This window comes from Methylobacterium aquaticum, assembly GCF_016804325.1.
In the GTDB taxonomy this organism is placed as follows: domain Bacteria; phylum Pseudomonadota; class Alphaproteobacteria; order Rhizobiales; family Beijerinckiaceae; genus Methylobacterium; species Methylobacterium aquaticum_C.
Map to the genome: position 1 here is coordinate 5,885,217 of NZ_CP043627.1, position 19,427 is coordinate 5,904,643.

Below are 19,427 nucleotides of genomic sequence, written 5' to 3' on the forward strand. Positions count from 1 at the left end.
CGGGAGAAACGATTTACCGCCGCGCTCCAGTGCTTTAAGGCGCTCTCTCGTCCAGCGCGACGGTCCGGGCCCCGCCCGCGCCGAGGCGCGGCCCAATCAGAACAGCGGATTGCGAGGAGGAACCGGGATGCGGTCGATGTCGAGGAGAATGCTGCTGGCGGCGGCGCTGCTGGGCGGCAGTCTGGCCGGCGCGCAGGCGCAGGACAAGTCGCCGGTGAAGCTCGGCGCGATCGAGATCCTGACCGGGCCGAACAGCCGCTACGGCATCGCGATCCAGCGCGGCTTCGACCTCGCGCTCACCGACATCAACAAGGCCGGCGGCGTGCTCGGCGGCCGGCCGCTCGCCCTCGCCTACGAGGATTCGGCCGGCGCCAAGGAGCAGGCGCTCAACGCCGCCCGCAAGCTGATCGGCCGCGACAAGGTCCCGCTGATCCTCGGCCCCACCCTGTCGAACGAGATGTTCGCCGCCGGCCCCGTCGCCAACGAGCGCAAGGTACCGATCGTCGGCACCTCGACCACCGCCAACGGCATCACGGCGATCGGCCCTTACGTCTTCCGCACCTCGCTGCCGGAATCCGACGTCATCCCGGTCACACTCAAGACCGCCAAGGACAAGTTCGGCATCAAGCGCGTCGCCGTGATGTACGGCAACGACGACGCCTTCACCAAGTCGGCCTACGACGTGATGAAGGCCTCGCTCGAGAAGCTCGGCATCGAGACCCTGACCACCGAGACCTTCGGCGCCAAGGATTCGGACTTTTCCGCCCAGCTCACCAAGATCAAGGCGCTGAACCCGGACGCGATCGTGCTGTCGGCCCTGGTCGAGGCGGCCTCGGGCATCGAATTGCAGGCGCGCCAGCTCGGCATCCCCGACAAGGTGTTCTTCATCGGCGGCAACGGCCTGAACTCGCCCAAGCTCGGCGACATCGCCGGCAAGGCGGCGGACGGCACGCTGGTCGGCAGCCCGTGGTTCATCGGCAAGCCGGATGCGGCGAACCAGGCCTTCGTCAACGCCTTCAAGGACAAGTACGGCGGCGACCTGCCCGACCAGTTCGCGGCCCAGGCCTACGACACGCTGTTCATCGTCGCCAAGGCGATCGACGCGGCCGGCGCGCCGGATTCTGAGAAGATCAAGGACGCGCTGATCAAGGTGAAGCATACCGGCGTGATGGGCCCGTTCTCCTTCTCCGACAGCCGCGACCCGGCGGATACGTCCGGCGTGGTGGTGCTGGTGATGAAGGGCGGCAAGTTCCAGCTGCTGCAGTAAGCCTGCTGTTTTTGTCGACCTTCGCCTGAGACTATGGCGCGGGATCCCCTCTCCAGGCGATGCCGGGCTTGCCCGGTATCGCTGCAAGGTGTGGGAGAGGGGTAGGGGCGATCGAAGATCGCGCGAGGGTCGCACGCTTCCGCATGACTCACTGAGCGTGGTGCTGGCAGCGGAACGGTCGGAGCCTGACTCAGAACCGTAGCACCCTCACCCCTAACCCCTCTCCCACACGGGAGAGGGGAACCGCGCTCTACCTTTCTGGTGCTGCCCTACCGCCCCCCACCCGATTGACCCGCCGCGCGATATCGGCCACGTCGCGCCATCGCCATCCTGTTCGGCCCCGGGGCCGGGCCGCAGCGGGCGCCGGGCGCCCTTCGAAATCCGTCAGCCCCCATGCTTGAGCAGCAGCTCGTCAACGGCGTCGTGCTCGGCGCGACCTACGCCCTCTTCGCCATCGGCTTCACGCTGATGTTCGGGGTGATGGGCGTCATCAACCTCACCTACGGGGTGTATTTCGCGCTCGGTGCCTTCGCGGCGCTCTGGAGCACGCAATGGGCCGGGCTGCCGATCTGGGCGGCCCTGCCGGTTGGCGCGCTGATCGCCGGCCTCGTCGCGGTCCTCCTCGACACGCTGCTCCTCACCCGCCTGCGCAAGGCGAAGGCGCCCGAGCTCGCCTCGCTGATGGTGACGCTGGGGGCCACGCTCTTTCTCTATGCCGGCATGGCGGCGGCGCTCGGCACCGAGATCCGGCGCTTTCCCGCGGAGGTGTTTTCGGGCGGCGCCTACAGCCTCGGCGACGTGCGGGTGGGGACCACGCAGATCCTGATCCTCGCCGCCGCGATCGTGTTGATGCTGGCACTCCTGGCGCTGGTGCGCGGCTCGCGGATCGGGCTCGCCATCCGGGCGGTGGCCGAGAACCCGGACGCGGCGGCGCTCATGGGCATCAACGGTGCCCTGATGCTGCGGGTGGTGTCGTTCCTGTCGGGTGCCATCGGCGGCGCGGCGGGGGTGCTCGTCGGGCTCAATTTCAATGCCATCCAGCCCTTCATGGGCGAGCACATGATGCTGCGGGGCTTCGCGGTCATCATCGTCGGCGGCCTCGGCGACCTGCGCGGCGCGCTGCTGGCCGGCCTGCTGCTCGGCCTCGCCGAGGTGCTCACCGCCGCCTACCTCTCCTCGACCCTCAAGGACATGATCGCCTTCGCGCTCCTCGTCGCCACCCTGTGGTTCCGTCCGCTCGGCCTGTTCGGCCGCGCCGCCGCCAAGCGGGCTTAGATACCCATGTGGGAAGCTCTCGACGACTTCTACTGGACCTACCAGAGCCTGATCCACGGGATCGGGGTGAACGGCATCCTGGCCCTGTCGGTCTACGTGGTGCTGGCGGTGGGCCAGCTCTCGCTGGGACAGGCCGCCTTCATGGGCGTCGGCGCCTATACCGGCGCGCTCCTCTCGGTGAAGTTCGGCACGCCCTTCGCCGTGTCGATGGCGGCCTCGGCGGTGGTGCCGGCCCTCCTGGCGCTGGTGGTCGGCGGGCCGACGCTCCGGCTCACCGGCGTCTATCTCGCCATCGCGACGATCGGGCTCGGGGAGATCACCCGCATCGTGTTCCTGAACTGGGACTATGCCGGCGGGGCGCTCGGCCTCTCCAGCATCCCGGAGCGCGGCGGCGTGCCGGCGATCTACGGCACGCTGGCGGTCCTGCTGATCGGCCTGACGCTGGTGGCGCGCTCCCGCATCGGCCGCGCGATGGAGGCGATGCGCGAGGACGAGGCCGCCGCCGGGGTGATGGGGGTGAACCTGCCGCGCTACCGGCTGGTGGCGCTGGTCGTCTCCTCGGCCATGGCCGGGGTGGCGGGCTGCCTCTCGGCCCACGTCTCCTCGTTCATCGGCCCCAACGAGTACGGGTTCGAGGCCGCGGTGACGATCCTGAGCTACGCGCTGCTGGGCGGCATCGGATCGCCGCTGGCGCCGGTGCTCGGCTCGACCATCCTGACCCTGCTGCCGGAGGTGCTGCGGCCGCTCGCCGATTTCCGCCTGATGGTGAACGGCCTGATCATCGTGCTCGCCGTCCTCTTCATGCCGCGGGGCATCCTGCCCTGGCGCATCGCCCGGACCGGCTGACCGCCATGACTCAGCAGAATCCGGCTCTCCTCACCGTCCAGGGTCTCACCCGCCGCTTCCAGGGCCTCGTCGCGGTCGATTCGGTCGACTTCGCGGTCCAGCCCGGCACCGTCCACGGGCTGATCGGCCCGAACGGCGCCGGCAAGACCACCCTGTTCAACCTCGTCTCCGGGGTGCTCAGCCCCAGCGCCGGCAGCGTCCGCCTCGGCGACCAGCCCCTCGACGGGCTGCCGCCCTACCGGCGCACCGCGCTCGGCCTCGCCCGCACGTTCCAGAACATCCGCATCTTCTCCGAGATGACGGTGCTGGAGAACGTGATGACGGGCCTGCACACGCGGCTCTCCTCGACCTGGGGCGTCCTGCTGCGCGGGCCGGGCTTCCGCGCCGAGGAGCGCCAGGCCAAGGCCAAGGCCCGCGACCTCCTGACCTTCGTCGGCCTGATCGACGCCGCCGATACCCGCGCCGGCGACCTGCCCTACGGCGATCAGCGCCGGCTCGAGATCGCCCGGGCGCTCGCCTGCGAGCCGCGCCTCGTCCTCCTCGACGAGCCCGCCGCCGGCATGAACCCGGCCGAAACCCACGCGCTGCTCGGCCTCCTGCGGCGGCTCCGCGACGAGCGCGGCCTGACCCTGCTGCTCGTCGAGCATGACATGCCCCTGGTGATGAGCCTGTGCGACCGCCTGACGGTCCTGAATTTCGGCCGCCGGATCGCCGACGGCACGCCCGCGGAGGTGCGTGCCCATCCGGCGGTGATCGAGGCCTATCTCGGCACCGGCAGCCACGATGTCAGCGTCAGCCGGGGAGCCGTATCGTGACCGAGCTTCTCGCGGTCGAGGGCCTGCGCCTCGGCTACGGCCGGGCCGACGTGGTCCACGGCATCGGCCTGTCGGTGCGACGCGGCAGCATCGTGTCGCTGATCGGCTCGAACGGCGCCGGCAAGACCACTATCCTGCGCAGCCTGTCGGGCCTGATGAAACCCCGGGCCGGACGGGTGATGTTCGGCGACGACTCTCCCGTCGACATCGCCGGCGAGGCGGCCCACCGCATCGCCCGGCGCGGCATCGTCCAGGTGCCGGAGGGCCGTCAGGTCTTCGCCAACATGACGGTGGCCGAGAACCTGCGGCTCGGCGCCTACCATGTCCCGGGCCCGGAAGCGGCGCGGCGGCAGGCGGCGGTCGAGGCGCGCTTTCCCCGCCTCGCCGAGCGCCTGCGCCAGCAGGCGGGCTACCTCTCGGGCGGCGAGCAGCAGATGCTGGCGATGGGACGCGCCCTCATGGCCGAGCCGGTCCTTCTCCTCCTCGACGAGCCCTCGATGGGCCTCGCCCCGCTGATCGTCGACGAGATCTTCTCGATCATCGCGTCGTTGCGGGCGGAGGGGCGCACCATCCTGCTGGTCGAGCAGAATGCCAGCGCAGCACTCGCCATCGCCGATTACGCCTACGTGCTCGAGACCGGCCGGATCCGGCTGCAGGGCCAGGCGGCGGAGATCGCCCGCAACCCGGAGGTGACGGCGGCGTATCTGGGGGTTTGAGGACCGGCGCGTCCGAGCGAGTTTCGGGTCGCGCGACGGTCCTGCCACCCTCCGCGTCATCCCGGGGCCGCGACAGCGGAATCCGGGATCCATCACCGCTGACGATGCAGGATGAGGCGGACCGCGGCCCGCCCTTTCGAGAAATCTCTGCCGCGATTGCATCCGGGGTCCGCTCCGCGGCCCTGGGATGACGATGGGAGGGTGCGGGAACCATCGAGACGAGCGGCGAGATGGCCCCCGCTGCTACTGCCACACACCCGCCTTGCGCGCCTTCGCATTCGCCTCCGCCGCCTGCAAGTCCGGCGGAGCGCCCGGCGCGGCCCGCCCGGCGCCGTTGAACAGGACCACCTCGGACAGATCCTGGTCGCCGGCCCGGCAGCGGTAGAGATCCGCCCCGCCGGCCGGCTGGCACGTCACCTCGCGCCGGCGCAGGTACTGGCGGAACTCGCGGGCGAGCGTGCCGCCCTGCCCTTCCACCCCGGCGAGGCGGACGGACTGCCCGTCGAGGCGCAGGCGGCCGGTATCGATCACCCGCGGCACCCCGCGCAGGGACGCAGCCTGCTGCCGCTCGCCGGGATTCTGCCAGGCCGGGCGGGAGGCGCCGCGTCCCGTGCTGCCGGTGTCGCGGGCGGTGTCCCGGGCGGCCTCGCGCGCCTCGGCGACCGGTGCCGGGCGGGCTTTCGCCACCTGGGCGGCGAGATCCTGGAACAGGGCCTCGGGCCCGTCGCCGGCCCCGTTCTCGGCCGTCGGACCGGAGAGGTAGGTCCCGACCAGCAGGTCGCCGACCGGGCCGACGAACAGCCCGTCCCGGCTCGCCGGATCCTCGGCCCCCTCCGGCGGGCGGGCGAGGCCGGCGAGCAGCGTGAGCAACGCCGTGCGCCGCGCCGCCGCCGGCACCGGCCCGGCGACGAGCCGGTCATAGACCGGTCGACCGTCGCGACCGAGATGGCGAAGGCTGGCGCTCGCCGCGCGGCGGGCTTCCGGCGTGTCCGCCAGGGGCGTGCCGCCGGCGACGACCGCCTGCACGCTGCCGTCGGGGCCGAGGACCAGGAGGCCGGCCCGGGTGCCGCCGCGGCCGGCGGCGTCGAGGCGGCGATCGACCGCGACTTCGGCCATCGCCTGGAGGTCGCGATCGAGGGTGGTGCGGAGGATCGCCTCGCGCGGAGCGTCCGGGCCGAGACGCCCGGCGGCCTCGGCGAGGACGAGATCGGGAAAGCCGCTGCGTGTCACCGGCGTGGTGCCGGTGGGGCTGAGACCGTCGAGCGCCCGCCCGGCCTCCGCGGATTCCGCTGCACTCAACTTGCCGCGCATCACCATGCCGTCGAGCACGGAGCGGCCGAGGGCCCGGATCGCCGTCACGTCCCGGTCGGGCCGCAGGTCGGGGGCGAGGGTCAGGCCGGCGAGATAGGCTGCCTCGGCCGTGCCGAGATCACCCGCCTCCTTGCCGAACAGGGTCCGGGCCGCCGCATCGACCCCGACGAGGCCGGGGCCGAACGGCGCGAGGGCGAGGGCGCGGGCGAGAATCTGGGCGTCGCTCTCCCGGGCGGAGAGCCACAGGACCAGCATCGCCTCTCGCACGCGGTCGGCGATGCTGCGCGCCTCGCCGGGCGCCGTCCCGATGATGTCGCGGCGCACGAGGCGCTGGGTCAGGCGCGGGCCGCCGGCGCGGGGGCCGTCGCTGATCGTGTCGCGGAACGAACGACGGATCACGGCGGCGAGGCCGGCGGCATCGAGCCGGTACCCGTCCTCGAACCACGGATCCTGCGCCGCCAGAAAGGCCTGGATCATGGGCCGCGACACCGAGGCCAGGGGGATCGCCCGACCCCGGGCGACGTCGCGGCGGGCGATCGGCGTGCCATCCTGGGCCTGCACCGTGAGGGTGCGGGGCGTCGGCGGTGTTCCGCTCACGGGCGGCAGCGTCGCGGCGCACCAGGCGAGGAAGAGGGCGGAAAGGCCGAGCACGCCGAGGCCGGCGAGCAGCAGGGCGCGTCCCCAGGGCAGCGCCCCGGCCCGCTTTGCGGCCTCGCCCGCGCGGGACACGAGCGGATGCGCCCCGACACGCCCGGCCGCGCCCTGCCAGGCCGGCGCGGCCCGGCGCAAGGGCGCGGCGGCGACCGAGAGAACCGGCTGGAGATGCCCGGCGGCGGCATTCCCGGCCCGGGCTGCGCCGCTGCGGATCCGGGCCAGCCCCGTCACGAGCCCGCTGCGGGCGGCGAAGGCGCGGGAGGCCTCGCGGGAGACAGCGGAGGTCTCCGTCCTCTCCTGCGGCGGCCGCGGGCTGGACAGGTCCATCCAGTCCCGCCGGGGCTGCGTCGACATCGGCTCCGCCACCATCCTGCCTGCTCGATCCCCGTTGCGTTGCCATGCCGAGGCTCCCGCACCGCCTGCGCGGGCGGGGAAACGGCCACGGTGCGAGCAACGTTGGCCCTGGGGAAACAGTTCCGCATGATGACGCGCGTGCGGGGTCTTCGCACCGGGATGTCGCGCAGTGCGCCCGGCACCGCACAGCGTGACGGCAAGTCTTGTCCTGAAGTCTTGCCCTGCAAGCTCGACCGTTCGGAGGCGTGATACGCCAGACGACCCGCGAATAGTCCGGAACGATATTTTTAAGTCGGCGTTTTGAAGCATCTTCGACGCGCCGCCGCACCCAATTCCGGCGCGCAGGGAGGCGACCGACCATGAACAGATTGACAGTTGGACTGGCCGCGCTGCTGCTCAGCACTTCGGCCTATGCGCAGAACGCGGGCAGCCCGGGTGCCGGCGGCGCGCCGGGTCGCGGCGGCGAGATGAGCCAGTCCGGTCCGAAGGGCGGCCAGCTGGGCGCCGGCCAGCAGGCCCGCGGCGAGATGGGCAAGGGCATGGGCAATGGCGAGGCCAGCAAGGCGGAGACCGGCAAGGCCGAAATGGGCCAGGCCCGGGCCGAGCAGGGCCGGCAAGGCGGCGCCAAAGACTCCGCCAAAGACTCCGCCATGAACAAGGACGGCGCGGCGGACCGCAAGGACGGGGCCCGCGACCGCGCCGAGACCGTACGCTCCGGCGAGCGCGGGGCCGACCGCGACACCCGCCTGGCGATGGACGAGCGCCGCGACGGCGATCGCCGGACGGAACGCCGCGACGACCGGGCCGACCGCTTCGAGCGCCGCGAGACCCGGACCGGTTTCCGCAGCGAGGCGCGCGAGGACCGGATCACCACGGTGGGCGGCCGCCGCTACGTGACGATCGGCGGCCAGCGGGTGATCTACGGCTCGCCGGAATATCGCCGCCTCGTCGTCGTCGAGCAGCGCGAGCAGCGGGTGCGGCCCGGCCGGGTCGAGTTCGTGACGATCCAGGGCCGCCGGGTGCGGGTCGGCTCGCCCGAGTACCGCCGCCTCGTCATCCGCGAGAAGAGCGGGCCGCGCCGGTACGTCGTGGTGCGCGGCCAGCGGGTGATCTACGGTTCGCCGGAGTATCGTCGCCTGATCGTGTCCGAGCGCACCGGCGCCGACCGGTACGTCGTGATCTCGGGCCGGCGCGTCCTCGTCGGCTCGCCGGAATATCGCCGCCTGTCGGTCAGCGAGCGGACCAGCGTCACCGGTAGCGTCCGCGGGCGTGAGGATGTCCGCAGCGAGCGCCGCGAGGACCGCCTGAGCCGCAGCGAGCAGCGCCGGGACAGCATCAACGACCGCGAGCGCAACCGCGACCTGTCGCGGGGCGAGATGAAGAACGAGGCCAAGGACCGGCGCGAGATGGGCGAGCGCAACGGCACCAAGCCCGAGCAGGCTGCCGGCAACCAGCCCGGCCGCACCGGGCCCGAGCGCGGCATGAACGAGCGTCAGGCGGGCGACCGCCAGATGGGCGGCCGCGGCACCGGGCCGGAGACCACCGGCAGCACCCAGCGCGGCGGCAAGTCGATGGACGGCAAGGCGATGGACGGCAAGCCGGAGGGCGGAGCCCGGTCGATGGAGGGCGGCGCCAAGGCCGGCCAGCCCGGCGGCGCCGGCGGCCGGATGTAACCCGGCTTTCCCACGTCCGATGATGAACGAGGCCGGCCCCGGGGCTCCCGGGGCCGGCCTTCGCGCGTCGGCGGGGGCGCGACGCGCGTGAGGCGGCGCGTTGCGGCAATGGAGCGCCCGGGCCCCGATGTGATTGTGCTCACCCGGGTCATGCGCTACCGCCGACACGGCCCGCGCCGGCCGCCCCAGTCCCGCCCGGTTGAGGCCGCATGACGGCGGCCGCGAGCGTCGCGCAAGCGGACGCGTTCGGGAGGACCAGGATGCCGAGGCGCGAGCCCATCCCCATCATCGGCCCGGACGGCTCGTCCGCCCGCGTCGCCCCGCCCGTCCGGCCCGCCCCTGCCGGCGCCCCCACCCCTCCCAGCCGAGCAGATTCGACGCGCAGATGCTGAAAACCGCCATCGTCGCGGCGCGGGACCGCCAGCGCCTCCAGGAAATCGCCGGCATCCTGATCGGCTTCGGGGTCAACAAGGTCGTCGACCGGCTCGGTCTGCGGGCGATCCCGCGGCTCTCCTGGCGCAGCGCCCCCGCCGTCGACCTCACCCGCCTGTCGCAGCCCGAGCGCCTGCGCCGGGCGATCGAGGCCTTGGGGCCCACCTTCATCAAGCTCGGCCAGGTCCTGGCGAGCCGGGCCGACCTGCTCGCGCCGCAATGGACGGAAGAGCTCGGCAAGCTGCACGACAAGGTCGCGCCGCTGCCCTGGGAGGTGATCCGGCCCCAGCTCGAGGCCGATCTCGGCGCCCCGCCCGCCGAGATCTTTTCGGAATTCGACACCAACCCGATCGCCTCGGCGTCGATCGCCCAGGTCTACCGGGCCAAGCTCGAGACCGGCGAGGACGTGATCGTCAAGGTCCGGCGCCCGGGCCTGCAAAAGATCATCGAGGCGGACCTGCGGCTCCTGTCGCATGCCTCGCGCATCGTCGAGACCGAGTGGCCCGAGATGGCCCGCTACCGGCCGACCGAGCAGATGCGCCACATCGCCAACGGCCTGCGCGAGGAGCTCGACCTCGCCAACGAGGGCCGCAACTGCGAGATGCTGGCGGCGCTCTTCCCCGACCGCGACGACGTCGTGTTCCCGAAGGTCTACTGGGAATACACCTCCGAGCGGGTGCTGGTGCAGGAATTCATCCACGGCATCCCGCCGACGGACGCCAGACGCCTGGAGGAGGCCGGGCTCGACCGCAAGGTGCTGGCCCAGCGCGGCGTCGACGCCTTCCTGCAGATGGCGATGATCGAGGGGCTGTTCCACGCCGATCCCCATCCGGGCAACCTCCTGGCGATGCCCGGCAACCGCATCGCCTTCATCGATTTCGGCATCGTCGGCCGGCTGTCGCAGCGCCGCCGCTCGCAGCTCCTGATGCTGATCGGCGCGATGCTGCAGGAGGATGCCGACGGGCTGATGGCGGTGCTGCTCGACTGGACCGGCGCCAGCAACCCGGATCTCACCAAGCTCGAGGCGGCCTCGCAATCCTTCGTCACCCGCCATAACGGCGCGACGCTCAATCTCGGCCTGGTGCTCACCGACTTCATGACCATGGCGCGCGAGAACGACCTCGCGATGCCGACCGACCTCGCGATCCTGTTCAAGGGCCTGGTCACGGCCGACGGCGTGATGCGCCAGCTCGACCCGGCCTTCGACCTGTTCGCGGCCGCCGGCCCGACCGTCAGCCGCCACATGCGGCAGCAATTCTCGGTCAAGGACCTCAAGGGCCGGTTCCAGGGCCTGGCGACCGGGCTCTACGGCGCCGCCTCCGAGCTGCCGACCCTGATCCACCTGATGCTGGTGCGGCTCAAGCAGGGCCGCGTCACGGTGGAGATCGAGCTCAAGGGCATGGACAAGCTGACCCGCGGGATCGAGCGCGCCGCCGCCCGGGTCGCGGTCGGCCTGGTGGTGGCGGCCTTCGCCACCCAGCTCGCCCCGCGGCTGATGGAGCACGGCACCCCGGCCTTCGCCACCATCGGCATCCTGGTGCTGACGATCGGGATCGGCTGGATCCTGCTGCTGGCCCGCAACCGCTGAGGCAACGAAGAGGGGCCGCCCCGCTGGCGGGGCGGCCCCTCCCCCTTCTCGATGTCGAGGCCTCGCTCAGGCGGCGAGGCGGCGGTTGCGCTTGCGGGCGTGCAGGTCCTGGGCCGCCCGGGTGGCATGGCGCGGGCTGCGGAAGATCTGGCCTTCCAGGGTGTGGAAGTCCGGATGGGCGGAGAAGAAGCGGAAGCCGTCGGTCTCGGGAACGACGATGCCGGCAGAGGTCTCGCCGATCTCGACGATGCGGGCGGGCTGCATGGGCGTATGTCTCCGGTCGCGGCCGCCCCTCTGGGGCGCCGCGGGAATGCCTCGAATAAGCTTAGCAAGAGTCGGGCCGGTCTCGGGCGGCCCGGGCGGGCGGCGCGCAGGTTCAGGCGCGGCGGCCGCCGCGGCGACACGGGGTCCCGAAAGCCGGGAACGGGCTGCAGGCCGAGGGCATGCGGTACAGCGACATCGCTGACATCTCCGGGTTGGCCCTGAGGCGCCGCATGGGCGCCGGGGTGCTTTAGCGTTTGGTCTCGCGGCGCAATCGCCTCAAATCACCGCGGCAAGGGGCCGTGTCGTCGACCCCTGAAGGCCCGGGCAAGATCGGCCGGATGGACGCCACTGTCAACGAGAATGTTCTTTTTATGGAACAACTTGAAAGACAAGAAGCTTTCTCTCCGAAGCGAGACCGGAGCATGATCGCTGCGTCACCGCCGAAACCGACGTCATTGTCTCGTGCGCGATCGAGTTCCGTTCTATAAAACAAACGCCTGGATGGTCGCGCACCCTGGCGCGCCATCGCCGCGTGGCGCAGGATGCAGGCCTGGACGAACCGGAGACCGCCGATGTCGGACGAACCCCACGATCACGCCCACGGCCATTCCCATCACCACCCGCACGACGCCCCCCACTCTCCCGACGAGGCACGCTGGAAGCACGACGGCGTCCGGGTGATCACCGGCGACAAGCTCGATCCCAATACCGCGCAGACCCCCGGGATGTTCCGCCAGGCGGCGATCAACCACGCCCGGGTCGGGGCGCAGAAGATCTGGGCCGGCACGGTGGCGATCGAGCCCGACGCCAAGACCGGCGTGCACCATCACGGCGCGCTCGAGAGCGTGATCTATGTCGTGCGCGGCCGTGCCCGGATGCGCTGGGGCGAGCGGCTGGAATTCGTCGCCGAGGCGGGCCCGGGCGACTTCATCTACGTGCCTCCGTTCGTACCGCACCAGGAGATCAACGCCTCGCCGGACGAGGCGCTGGAATGCGTCCTGGTGCGCTCCGACAACGAGGCGGTGGTGGTCAACATCACCGACATCGAGCCCGTCGAGCGGCCCGAGGCCGTCTACTGGGTCGACCCGATCCACAAGCACCCGTGACCGCCTCGGACGCCGCAGGGGCGGGATAACGCGGCAGAGTAATCCCAGTTCCATACCGCCTGTTTCGAGGCGCCATCCGTGTCCCGCGGGGCGATGTCGCAGGTTTCGCCCCGGAACCGCCGCCTCTGCATTGCGCCGGCAGCGGATCGGCGGGACGGCAGCGCGGCCGGGCGCCTGACAGGACAGTGGCCCCGGCGCATCAGGTCTCGCGACGACTTGCAGGCTGTGGATTTCGAGCGTTCGCTTAACCTCCTGTTAAGCACGCTGCGCGACCCTCGGGACAATTCCTGATCATCCCGAGGTTCCCATGCCCGCGCAGCAGGCCCGCCTGCCTTTCTCCGACGACTGCCCCGTCTCCCTCGACGTGCTCGGCTCGCTCTATCGCGGCGACGCGGAGGTGGTGGAGACGGTCCTCGCCGACATCCCGTCCGCGACCCGCGCCCGCCTCGCGACCTACCTGTACGGCAAGAGCCACCTCCACGCGCTGGGCCTGCGCGTCGCCTCCGCCTGCACCGAGACCGACCTGGTGCGGGTGGCCGGCCATGCCGGGGCGGTGCTGTTCGCCCAGTCCCGCACCGCGCCGCGCAGCACCGAGATCCGCCATCCCGGCCAGCGCCGCATCAGCCTCGCCGGCAGCCGCTCCGTCGCCTGATCACGAAATTTCGGGTTCTCGCCGATCCCCGCTTGTGGTCCGGCGAAAACCCATGCTAAAGCCCCGCCTGCGCTGGCGACGGCGCCCGCGGAGAGGTGGCAGAGCGGTTGAATGCACCGCACTCGAAATGCGGCATGGGCGCAAGTCCATCGGGGGTTCGAATCCCTCCCTCTCCGCCAGGCTTGCTAAAAGCTCAATCAATCCGGTAAGTTGCTGTTCCGCAACGGTTTCGTACGGCCCGACTGGTACATTCGGGTGGTACATATGCCCCTGCCGATGGCACGTCCCTGGAAGCACCCCGATAGCGGCATCTACTACGTCCGGAAGGCCGTCCCGGTCTCGCTGCGTTCGCTTGTCGGCCGCTCCATCGAGAAGCTGAGCCTCCGCACGAAGGATCCAGATGAGGCCCGCGCCCGGTTTGCCGATGCGGTTCGGGAAATCGAGGCGCGTTGGGCCACGCTTGCCGCTGGACCTTCGGCACTAAGTGAGCGCGAAGCGCACGAACACGCCTCCCCCGTTTGGGGCGACTGGGTCGCCCTCCACCGCGATAATCCAAGTCGCAATCCGTGGCGGACCGATCTCTTCGAGCGCCTGTGGCGAAACAGGAGGGCCGGCCTGTGGGGTCGTCCGGACCTGATTCATCAAGTCCTCCACGGCGAGTACGCCGACCGCGGCGAGGACGGGATGGAAGTGCTCTGCTACGAGCACGCCGATCAGCTCATTGAAGCGAAGGGACTGGTCGTCGATAAGGACGGTCGTCGCACCCTCGCCAAGGCGGTCGGGGCGGCACTCCAGCGCGCCAGCCTGACCCTAGAGCGTTTCGCGCTTGGCGATGTGGGTGACGAAGCACCGCCTGTGCGACCTCGCTTTGCAGCCTCTGTGCCCGCCGCCAAGGCCTCGCCGTCGAAGGTCGAGTTCGATGAACTCGTGAAAGGCTGGGCCGCCGAGCGCAAACCGGCCGAGAAGACGCTTTACGATTGGAAGCGCGTGATGGTGCAGCTCGCCGAGTTTCTTGGGCATCGCGACGCAGCCCGGGTCACGAGCGAGGATCTGATCGCCTGGAAGAACAGCCTCGTCGCGTCCGGGCTTGCCGCAAAAACCATCCGTGAAAGCCGGCTCGCACCCGTTCGAGCGATCCTGAGGTGGGGCGTCGATAACCGCCGGCTCGCCGAGAATCCCGCCGAGCGGATCACGATCAGCGTCAAACAGAAGCCGGGACAGGGCAAGCGCGGCTTCAAGGACGCCGAGGCCACCCAGATCTTGCAGGCGGCTGCTGCCGAGAGCGATCCGGTTAAGCGTTGGGTGCCACTTGTCTGCGCGTACTCGGGTGCGCGGCTGTCGGAGGTGTGCCAGCTGCGCGTTCAAGATATCAGCGAGATCGACGGGATCCCCGTAATGCACTTCGATGCCGAGGCCGGGTCGCTGAAGAATGTCGGCTCGGAGCGGACGGTGCCCCTGCACTCCGCGCTCATCGCGGCCGGCTTCCTTGATTTTGTAGGCCACCAGAAGGCCGGGCCGTTGTTCCCCGATTTGCCGCCGGACAAGTTCGGCAAGCGCGGCGGCAACGGAACCAAGATTCTCGGTCGATGGGTTCGCGGGCTCGGCCTAACCGATCCACGCCTTGCCCCGAATCACTCGTGGCGGCACCGCTTCAAAACGCTGGCGCGAAATCATGGCCTTGCTAGCGATGTGACTGATGCGATCACCGGACATGCGCATCGATCGGTTGGGGACGGATATGGTGAGTATGACGTTCAGGCGATGAAGAGAGAAATCGAAAAAATTCCCAGGCCATAGCTGCGAGTCGGCGGCCTAGAAATATACACAAAATAGGTTAAGTACACACAGATCGCAAAAGATAATCTATAATAGAAATATCGCCTACAGTACCTTGAGACTGCCTTCGTCAAGGCTCAGCGAGCAGCCGAACGAGCAGCACGCGAAAACGTGCCTCCTTCCAGACCCATGAGCCGCCGGCACTGGAGGAGCGCAAGGGGCGGGAAGCAGTCTTTGCGTCGATGCCTGCGACTGGATCTCAGTACAAGACTCGACGTCGCCGTTATCCCACGGGGTGCATCGGTGCTGGCGGCAGTGTCGCAGTCCAAACGAACTACGCCAGAGCGTCCACCCCGGACGGATCACGCCGCCGGGCGTACGAGCTTCAAGCGCCGCAGTTCATCCACGATCACCGGCCCTAGGCGTAGCGTGCCGATGTCCTCGATTCCCGCCAGCCACCTGCGCGCCGCATCAGGTGTAAGGTTGCTGTCGGGGAACTCCGGCTGGAGGGCCACCGCGGCGATCCGGGACAGGCCGAGCTCTATGAACGACCAGCCGGACTTGGTCGAGATACCCAACTCCAACGCCAACGGGAAATCGTAGACGTCGCCGATCAATCGTTCCTGCCCAGTCTCCCGAAGGACGATGATGAGTATGTCAATGTACGCCTTGCCGAGCTGGACGAAGCGGAAGCGTACCTGGTCCTCGATGAGGTCGAACTCCCGGCGGACGACGTCGTCTACAACAATCTCGTCGGGGTCCCGGACCCTGCTAGCGGGGTTCTTCTCGCGAATGATCTTGTTGCGCTCGATCCGCTTCTCGTCGGATCTCCTTTGCCGCTTGACCGCCTTGGCGAGCATGACGGGATAGGGCAACCCGCACATCCAATCGACAGCGATGCCGGACACTAGGCCCGCGAAGTTGACGCTTCCCCCGTTCACCTCCCTGTGGATCCTAGAGAAGATCGAGCTGTACGACTTATAGGCTCCCTTCCCGAGCGGACTGACGGGTATTATCCGGCTCGTCTTCCCCTCCTCGACCTTCTTGAGCATGTTGTCGTACAGCCGACGCAGGCCGAAGGGATCGACGGTCCAGTTGGTCGCCAGCAGCGTCGCCGGAAGACCGATCCGCTCGTTGGCGGTGATGCTCGCCTCCGTCAGGCGGGTACGCAGCCCCTCGTCGAGGCTCCCGAGGGTACGTTCGACATACCCGCGGACCGCATTCCCAGCGGCCTTGGAGATCAGCAGCCCGGCGGCTGCCCTCACGCGCGGGGCGTCGTCGTCATTCGGCAACTCGGCAGGCATAACGCCACCTAACGCCCCAAGTAGGCGGTCCGGCACCTCCGAGGCCGTCCGAAAGAACGCGGACTGGACCTCGTAGCCGACGAACGCGTCGAGGGGCTTATCCGGCCAGTCCTCGTAGTCAACGAGGAACACGTTTCCCACGATGTCGGCGGACATGCGCCCGGCGCGCCCGGCGAAGTTCCACAGCGCCGCGGCAGCGAGCGGCTTCCTCGCGCCCCTGGTGGGTGTGTCGATGAACACATTCCGTGCTGGGAGGTTGATGCCCTCGAACAGCGTCGTCGTGCAGACGAGGAAATTCACGTGGCCGTCGCGGAAGGCGCCCTCAAGGGTCTCGCGAAGGAGCGTCGGCATCTTGCCGTAATGGAATGCCACACCCTTACGGATCATCCCGGCGAGCGTGTAGTCGGGATGGATGTGCTTCCTCACGAAATCGGAGATCGTGGCCAGCGCGGGGTCGCTTCCGTCCGCAAGGTCGTGGGATAGTTGCCGCGCGACTTTCTCCGCTTCCGTTGGGCCAGTCGCGTAGACGAGGGATCCCCCTGTCGAGCCCAACTCGAGTGCCGCGGCTGCCAGTCGGCTGTCCGGCACGTCGAAACCCCGCCCGCTCCGGTAGGTGCCGAGCCGCCGCGGACCGTCCGGGGTCAGCAGGTCCAGTTCGAGCGCGTTGCCGACTTCCGCCTTACTCAACTGGATCCTGTTCTGGAGAACGGAGGGAAGCTCGGAACGCGTCACGGTGAGATCGGGCGCACCGATCGAGGCGCCGACCGCCTCGAAGCCGCGAGCACCCGGCGCGAGGAGCACGAGGCGGGTTGTCTCGCTTCGGCTAACCGCCTGCTCGACGCTGTCCTGGAGGATCATCCCCCGGGAGCCGTCCGAGAGGTTCTGAGCCTCGTCGACGACGACGAGGTCGAACGTCACGGCCGAGGCGGCGAGCAGCACCTGGAGGCGTTCCTGTGTCAGCACGAAGACTTGGCGGTCCGGGCCGGAGGGGTCCTGCGTCGGCACGGTGGTGATCCTGACGTCGGTCGCCTCGCCGAGGCGCCTCTGGATCTTCGCGCTCACCTCCGACAGGAGCGCCCGCGTGGGAGCGACGTAGACGGCGCGGAAGGAGGCCGCCCGTTCGACCTGCCGGCACAGGTGCTCGATGACGAGGAACGACTTGCCCGCCGACGTCGGCGCCGAGATGGCGATTGCCCGCGCTTCGGGCAGCTCGTCCCAGGCGTCCTTCTGAAAGTCAGTCAGGGGGATCCACTGGTCGCCGACCTTGACGGTGTTCAGCTCGCGCGAAAGCGTCCAGCGGAGTGCGTCGAGGAACGAGGCCCCAGCCTCGGCACCCTCGCGCCTGACGCGGTCGAGCGCGGGGAAGTTGCCAAGGTCCGTCAGAATGCGGCGGCCGCGCTGGTACGCTCCCTCGTCGCCCCCGGCGACGATGAGCGAATTTAAGGCGATGGATTGCGCCATGCGCCTGTAGGCGAAAACGTCCGTCTGCACGAAGACGCCCGCGCAGTAGAGGAGCTTGTGCAGGTCCTCGTCGGATGGCGGCTCCGTCACGGTCTCGATCTCGGCGGCAATGGAACGGGCGGCGCCCGAGCTCTCCAGGCGCCACAAGATGTCCGAGAATGCCGCATGGCCCGCCATGCGGTCCGAGAGATCCAGCGCAAAGCTCATGCCGGGTCGCCTCCCGCGCCCTCGTCGTCGTCGATCTCAAGGTCGTCGCCGTCCAGCGGGAACTCCCGTTCGGCCACGCCCATCGCCGCGTAGAACGCCTTCCGCAGCTCGCGCACATCGGGCACTGCAACGAGGAGGACGATCGCCTTCGCGGGGTCTGCACCATGCTTCAGCAACTGCTTCCTCGCGGTAAGCCGAAGCTTGCCGTGGTCAGCGGCGTACCGTTCCGCAAAGTCGCGCTCGTGGATGTCGGGGGGCTGGTCATCGCGTATGCGCAGGCGCTTGCCGAAGTGCCCCGGTTCCGAATGGCAGATGATCCCCACGAACCGTTCCCTGCGCCGGAATTCGGGGTGACCGATTACGTCGAAATGGTCGAGTGCGCGCTGTCTTGCCTCGCCCTCAAGCGCGTCTAGGTTCCCGAGGTCTGCGACGATCTCGTACTCACGGAGATACTGGCGGCGGTCGCTTAGGAACTCGGCGGCCGACGCGGCGTAGGACGCTACGCCCCGCCGGCCCTCGCTCGCTAGCTTCGACTCCAGGAAGTAGACCGTCAGCGCGCCGTTCTCGAAAACCGCGTGGATGCCGTCGAGCCCGTGCACGGGCATGTTGGCCGCCGTCTTCAAGGACATCTTACTCGCCACCTGCGCGGCCCCGAGGTGCTCCTGCACCAGGCAGTAGGCCAGCACCTCGCCCAGTTCGCTCGCGCGCTCGGGATGGCGCGCGTTAAAGTCGATAAAGAGATCCCTGACAGCCCGGTAGCATCGCGCGACCGCCGTCATATCCGCTGCGATTTCACGGCGGAACCTCTCCTGCCTACGCCGGGGGAGTGCGTAGTACATACACTCCGACCAGAGTAGGTAGGCGAGGTCCTCCACCCTCGGCCTATCCTCGCCGAACCGGACGTGTAGCAAGCCCATCCGGGGGCCTTCCCAGGCCTCGTCATGGACCGCCCGAACGCAGCAGTTCACCACGCCATCGATTTTCGAAGGATTCAGCAGGGTCGCGAGCGCGCGAGCGAGGGCTTCCACCTCCTCATCGGGGCCGTCGCTATCCGATCCGCCGTTCGCCATCTTAGTTCGAAGCACGGGCACCGGCGCTCGGATTTCCCGGGCGGCGGCGTGGCGAATATGATTTCGAATCGGTTGGCTGCATTGATTCGGCTCGTACGGAAGCGATCAACTAGAGCCGATGGTCGTCCTAATCGCAACCTGTGTGAGAGCGGCTTGTTGCTGCATACAAGAATTCATAGGGCGTTCGCGGGAGGCAGCGATCCCAACATACTTCCCGGGGCGCAGGATGGGCGACAAGTGAATGATCGACGGCGGTGTAGTTGCCAATGTCCCCGACTTGATCTTCATCTCGAAGGCAACGACCGTGCGCTAGCTGGACGCAACTGCTTAACCATGCGACTAGGTGCCCGCTACTTCTCAGATAAATTTGATCAGATGCAGCAAGATTCTTGCGGCTACCAAGGGCTGTATGAACGACCGGCGGGTTTCGGGATTGGGTCGAACTTAGCTGAACGGAGAGGATGGGGGCAACTCCGCCATAGTAACAGCGGAACAAGCGTCCGCTTTCGGGATTCGCACGGTCACGCGTGAATGATCTCGTTGGGTTGAAAGCGATGTAGCGCGGAACAGCATGAGGCAATCTGAAGGCGGTATCGAAATCGGTTGCTATTGTTAATCTAAGGTATTTATTTTGATGTAACATGCGCGCAGTGCTA

At 69.0% G+C, this 19,427-nt stretch carries 14 protein-coding genes and 1 tRNA gene; 11 read left to right on the top strand and 4 right to left on the bottom strand.

The annotated features are described in order from the left end of the window. Positions 1-136 precede the first annotated feature (136 nt). From F1D61_RS27065 to F1D61_RS27085, 5 genes are all read left to right on the top strand, one after another. Positions 137-1,267 (top strand): ABC transporter substrate-binding protein, encoded by a 1,131-nt coding sequence (locus F1D61_RS27065; RefSeq protein ID WP_246775559.1) that lies wholly within the window; start codon positions 137-139, stop codon positions 1,265-1,267. A 393-nt stretch (positions 1,268-1,660) separates the two neighbouring features. Then, complete coding sequence (locus F1D61_RS27070) at positions 1,661-2,542, top strand: branched-chain amino acid ABC transporter permease (RefSeq protein WP_203155190.1); 882 nt, start codon at positions 1,661-1,663, stop codon at positions 2,540-2,542. A gap of 6 nt (positions 2,543-2,548) precedes the next feature. Continuing rightward, on the top strand, positions 2,549-3,388 hold the full coding sequence (locus F1D61_RS27075; protein ID WP_203155191.1) for a branched-chain amino acid ABC transporter permease: 840 nt from the start codon (positions 2,549-2,551) through the stop codon (positions 3,386-3,388). 5 nt (positions 3,389-3,393) lie between these two features. Then, positions 3,394-4,203 (top strand): ABC transporter ATP-binding protein, encoded by an 810-nt coding sequence (locus F1D61_RS27080; protein ID WP_203155192.1) that lies wholly within the window; start codon positions 3,394-3,396, stop codon positions 4,201-4,203. Beyond that, a complete protein-coding gene (locus F1D61_RS27085) occupies positions 4,200-4,919 on the top strand; it encodes an ABC transporter ATP-binding protein (RefSeq protein ID WP_203155193.1) in 720 nt (239 codons plus the stop codon). Before F1D61_RS27080 ends, F1D61_RS27085 begins: the two co-directional genes overlap by 4 nt. Before the next feature lie 243 nt (positions 4,920-5,162). On the opposite strand, the gene F1D61_RS27090 is transcribed toward F1D61_RS27085, so the two are convergent. Beyond that, positions 5,163-7,238 (bottom strand): transglycosylase domain-containing protein, encoded by a 2,076-nt coding sequence (locus F1D61_RS27090; RefSeq protein WP_246775560.1) that lies wholly within the window; start codon positions 7,236-7,238, stop codon positions 5,163-5,165. Between the two features lie 359 nt (positions 7,239-7,597). On the opposite strand from F1D61_RS27090, the gene F1D61_RS27095 reads away from it, so the two are divergent. Both F1D61_RS27095 and F1D61_RS27100 read left to right on the top strand, forming a co-directional pair. Continuing rightward, positions 7,598-8,911: a hypothetical protein gene (locus tag F1D61_RS27095; protein ID WP_203155195.1), complete on the top strand. Its 1,314-nt coding sequence runs from the start codon at positions 7,598-7,600 to the stop codon at positions 8,909-8,911. Between the two features lie 385 nt (positions 8,912-9,296). Continuing rightward, positions 9,297-10,931 (top strand): ABC1 kinase family protein, encoded by a 1,635-nt coding sequence (locus F1D61_RS27100; protein ID WP_203155196.1) that lies wholly within the window; start codon positions 9,297-9,299, stop codon positions 10,929-10,931. 66 nt (positions 10,932-10,997) lie between these two features. Here the strand turns inward: F1D61_RS27100 and F1D61_RS27105 are convergent, their stop codons facing one another. After that, a complete protein-coding gene (locus F1D61_RS27105; protein WP_203155197.1) occupies positions 10,998-11,195 on the bottom strand; it encodes a hypothetical protein in 198 nt (65 codons plus the stop codon). Positions 11,196-11,767: 572 nt separating this feature from the next. On the opposite strand from F1D61_RS27105, the gene F1D61_RS27110 reads away from it, so the two are divergent. The 4 genes from F1D61_RS27110 to F1D61_RS27125 all read left to right on the top strand — a co-directional run bounded on the left by F1D61_RS27110 (position 11,768) and on the right by F1D61_RS27125 (position 14,750). Continuing rightward, the gene (locus F1D61_RS27110; protein WP_203155198.1) at positions 11,768-12,301 is read left to right on the top strand and encodes a cupin domain-containing protein; all 534 of its coding nucleotides are present in this window, start codon (positions 11,768-11,770) and stop codon (positions 12,299-12,301) included. A gap of 307 nt (positions 12,302-12,608) precedes the next feature. After that, positions 12,609-12,953: a hypothetical protein gene (locus F1D61_RS27115; protein WP_203155199.1), complete on the top strand. Its 345-nt coding sequence runs from the start codon at positions 12,609-12,611 to the stop codon at positions 12,951-12,953. 89 nt (positions 12,954-13,042) lie between these two features. Further along, positions 13,043-13,132, top strand: a tRNA-Ser gene (locus F1D61_RS27120). Between the two features lie 31 nt (positions 13,133-13,163). Further along, complete coding sequence (locus tag F1D61_RS27125; protein WP_246775561.1) at positions 13,164-14,750, top strand: site-specific integrase; 1,587 nt, start codon at positions 13,164-13,166, stop codon at positions 14,748-14,750. A 341-nt stretch (positions 14,751-15,091) separates the two neighbouring features. Here F1D61_RS27125 and F1D61_RS27130 read toward each other — a convergent pair whose 3' ends face one another. Together F1D61_RS27130 and F1D61_RS27135 are read right to left on the bottom strand one after the other, a co-directional pair. Further along, a complete protein-coding gene (locus F1D61_RS27130; RefSeq protein WP_203155200.1) occupies positions 15,092-17,701 on the bottom strand; it encodes a DEAD/DEAH box helicase in 2,610 nt (869 codons plus the stop codon). Further along, positions 17,698-18,771, bottom strand: coding sequence for a HamA C-terminal domain-containing protein (locus F1D61_RS27135; RefSeq protein WP_203155201.1), 1,074 nt, complete (start codon positions 18,769-18,771; stop codon positions 17,698-17,700). Before F1D61_RS27135 ends, F1D61_RS27130 begins: the two co-directional genes overlap by 4 nt. Positions 18,772-19,427 lie beyond the last annotated feature (656 nt).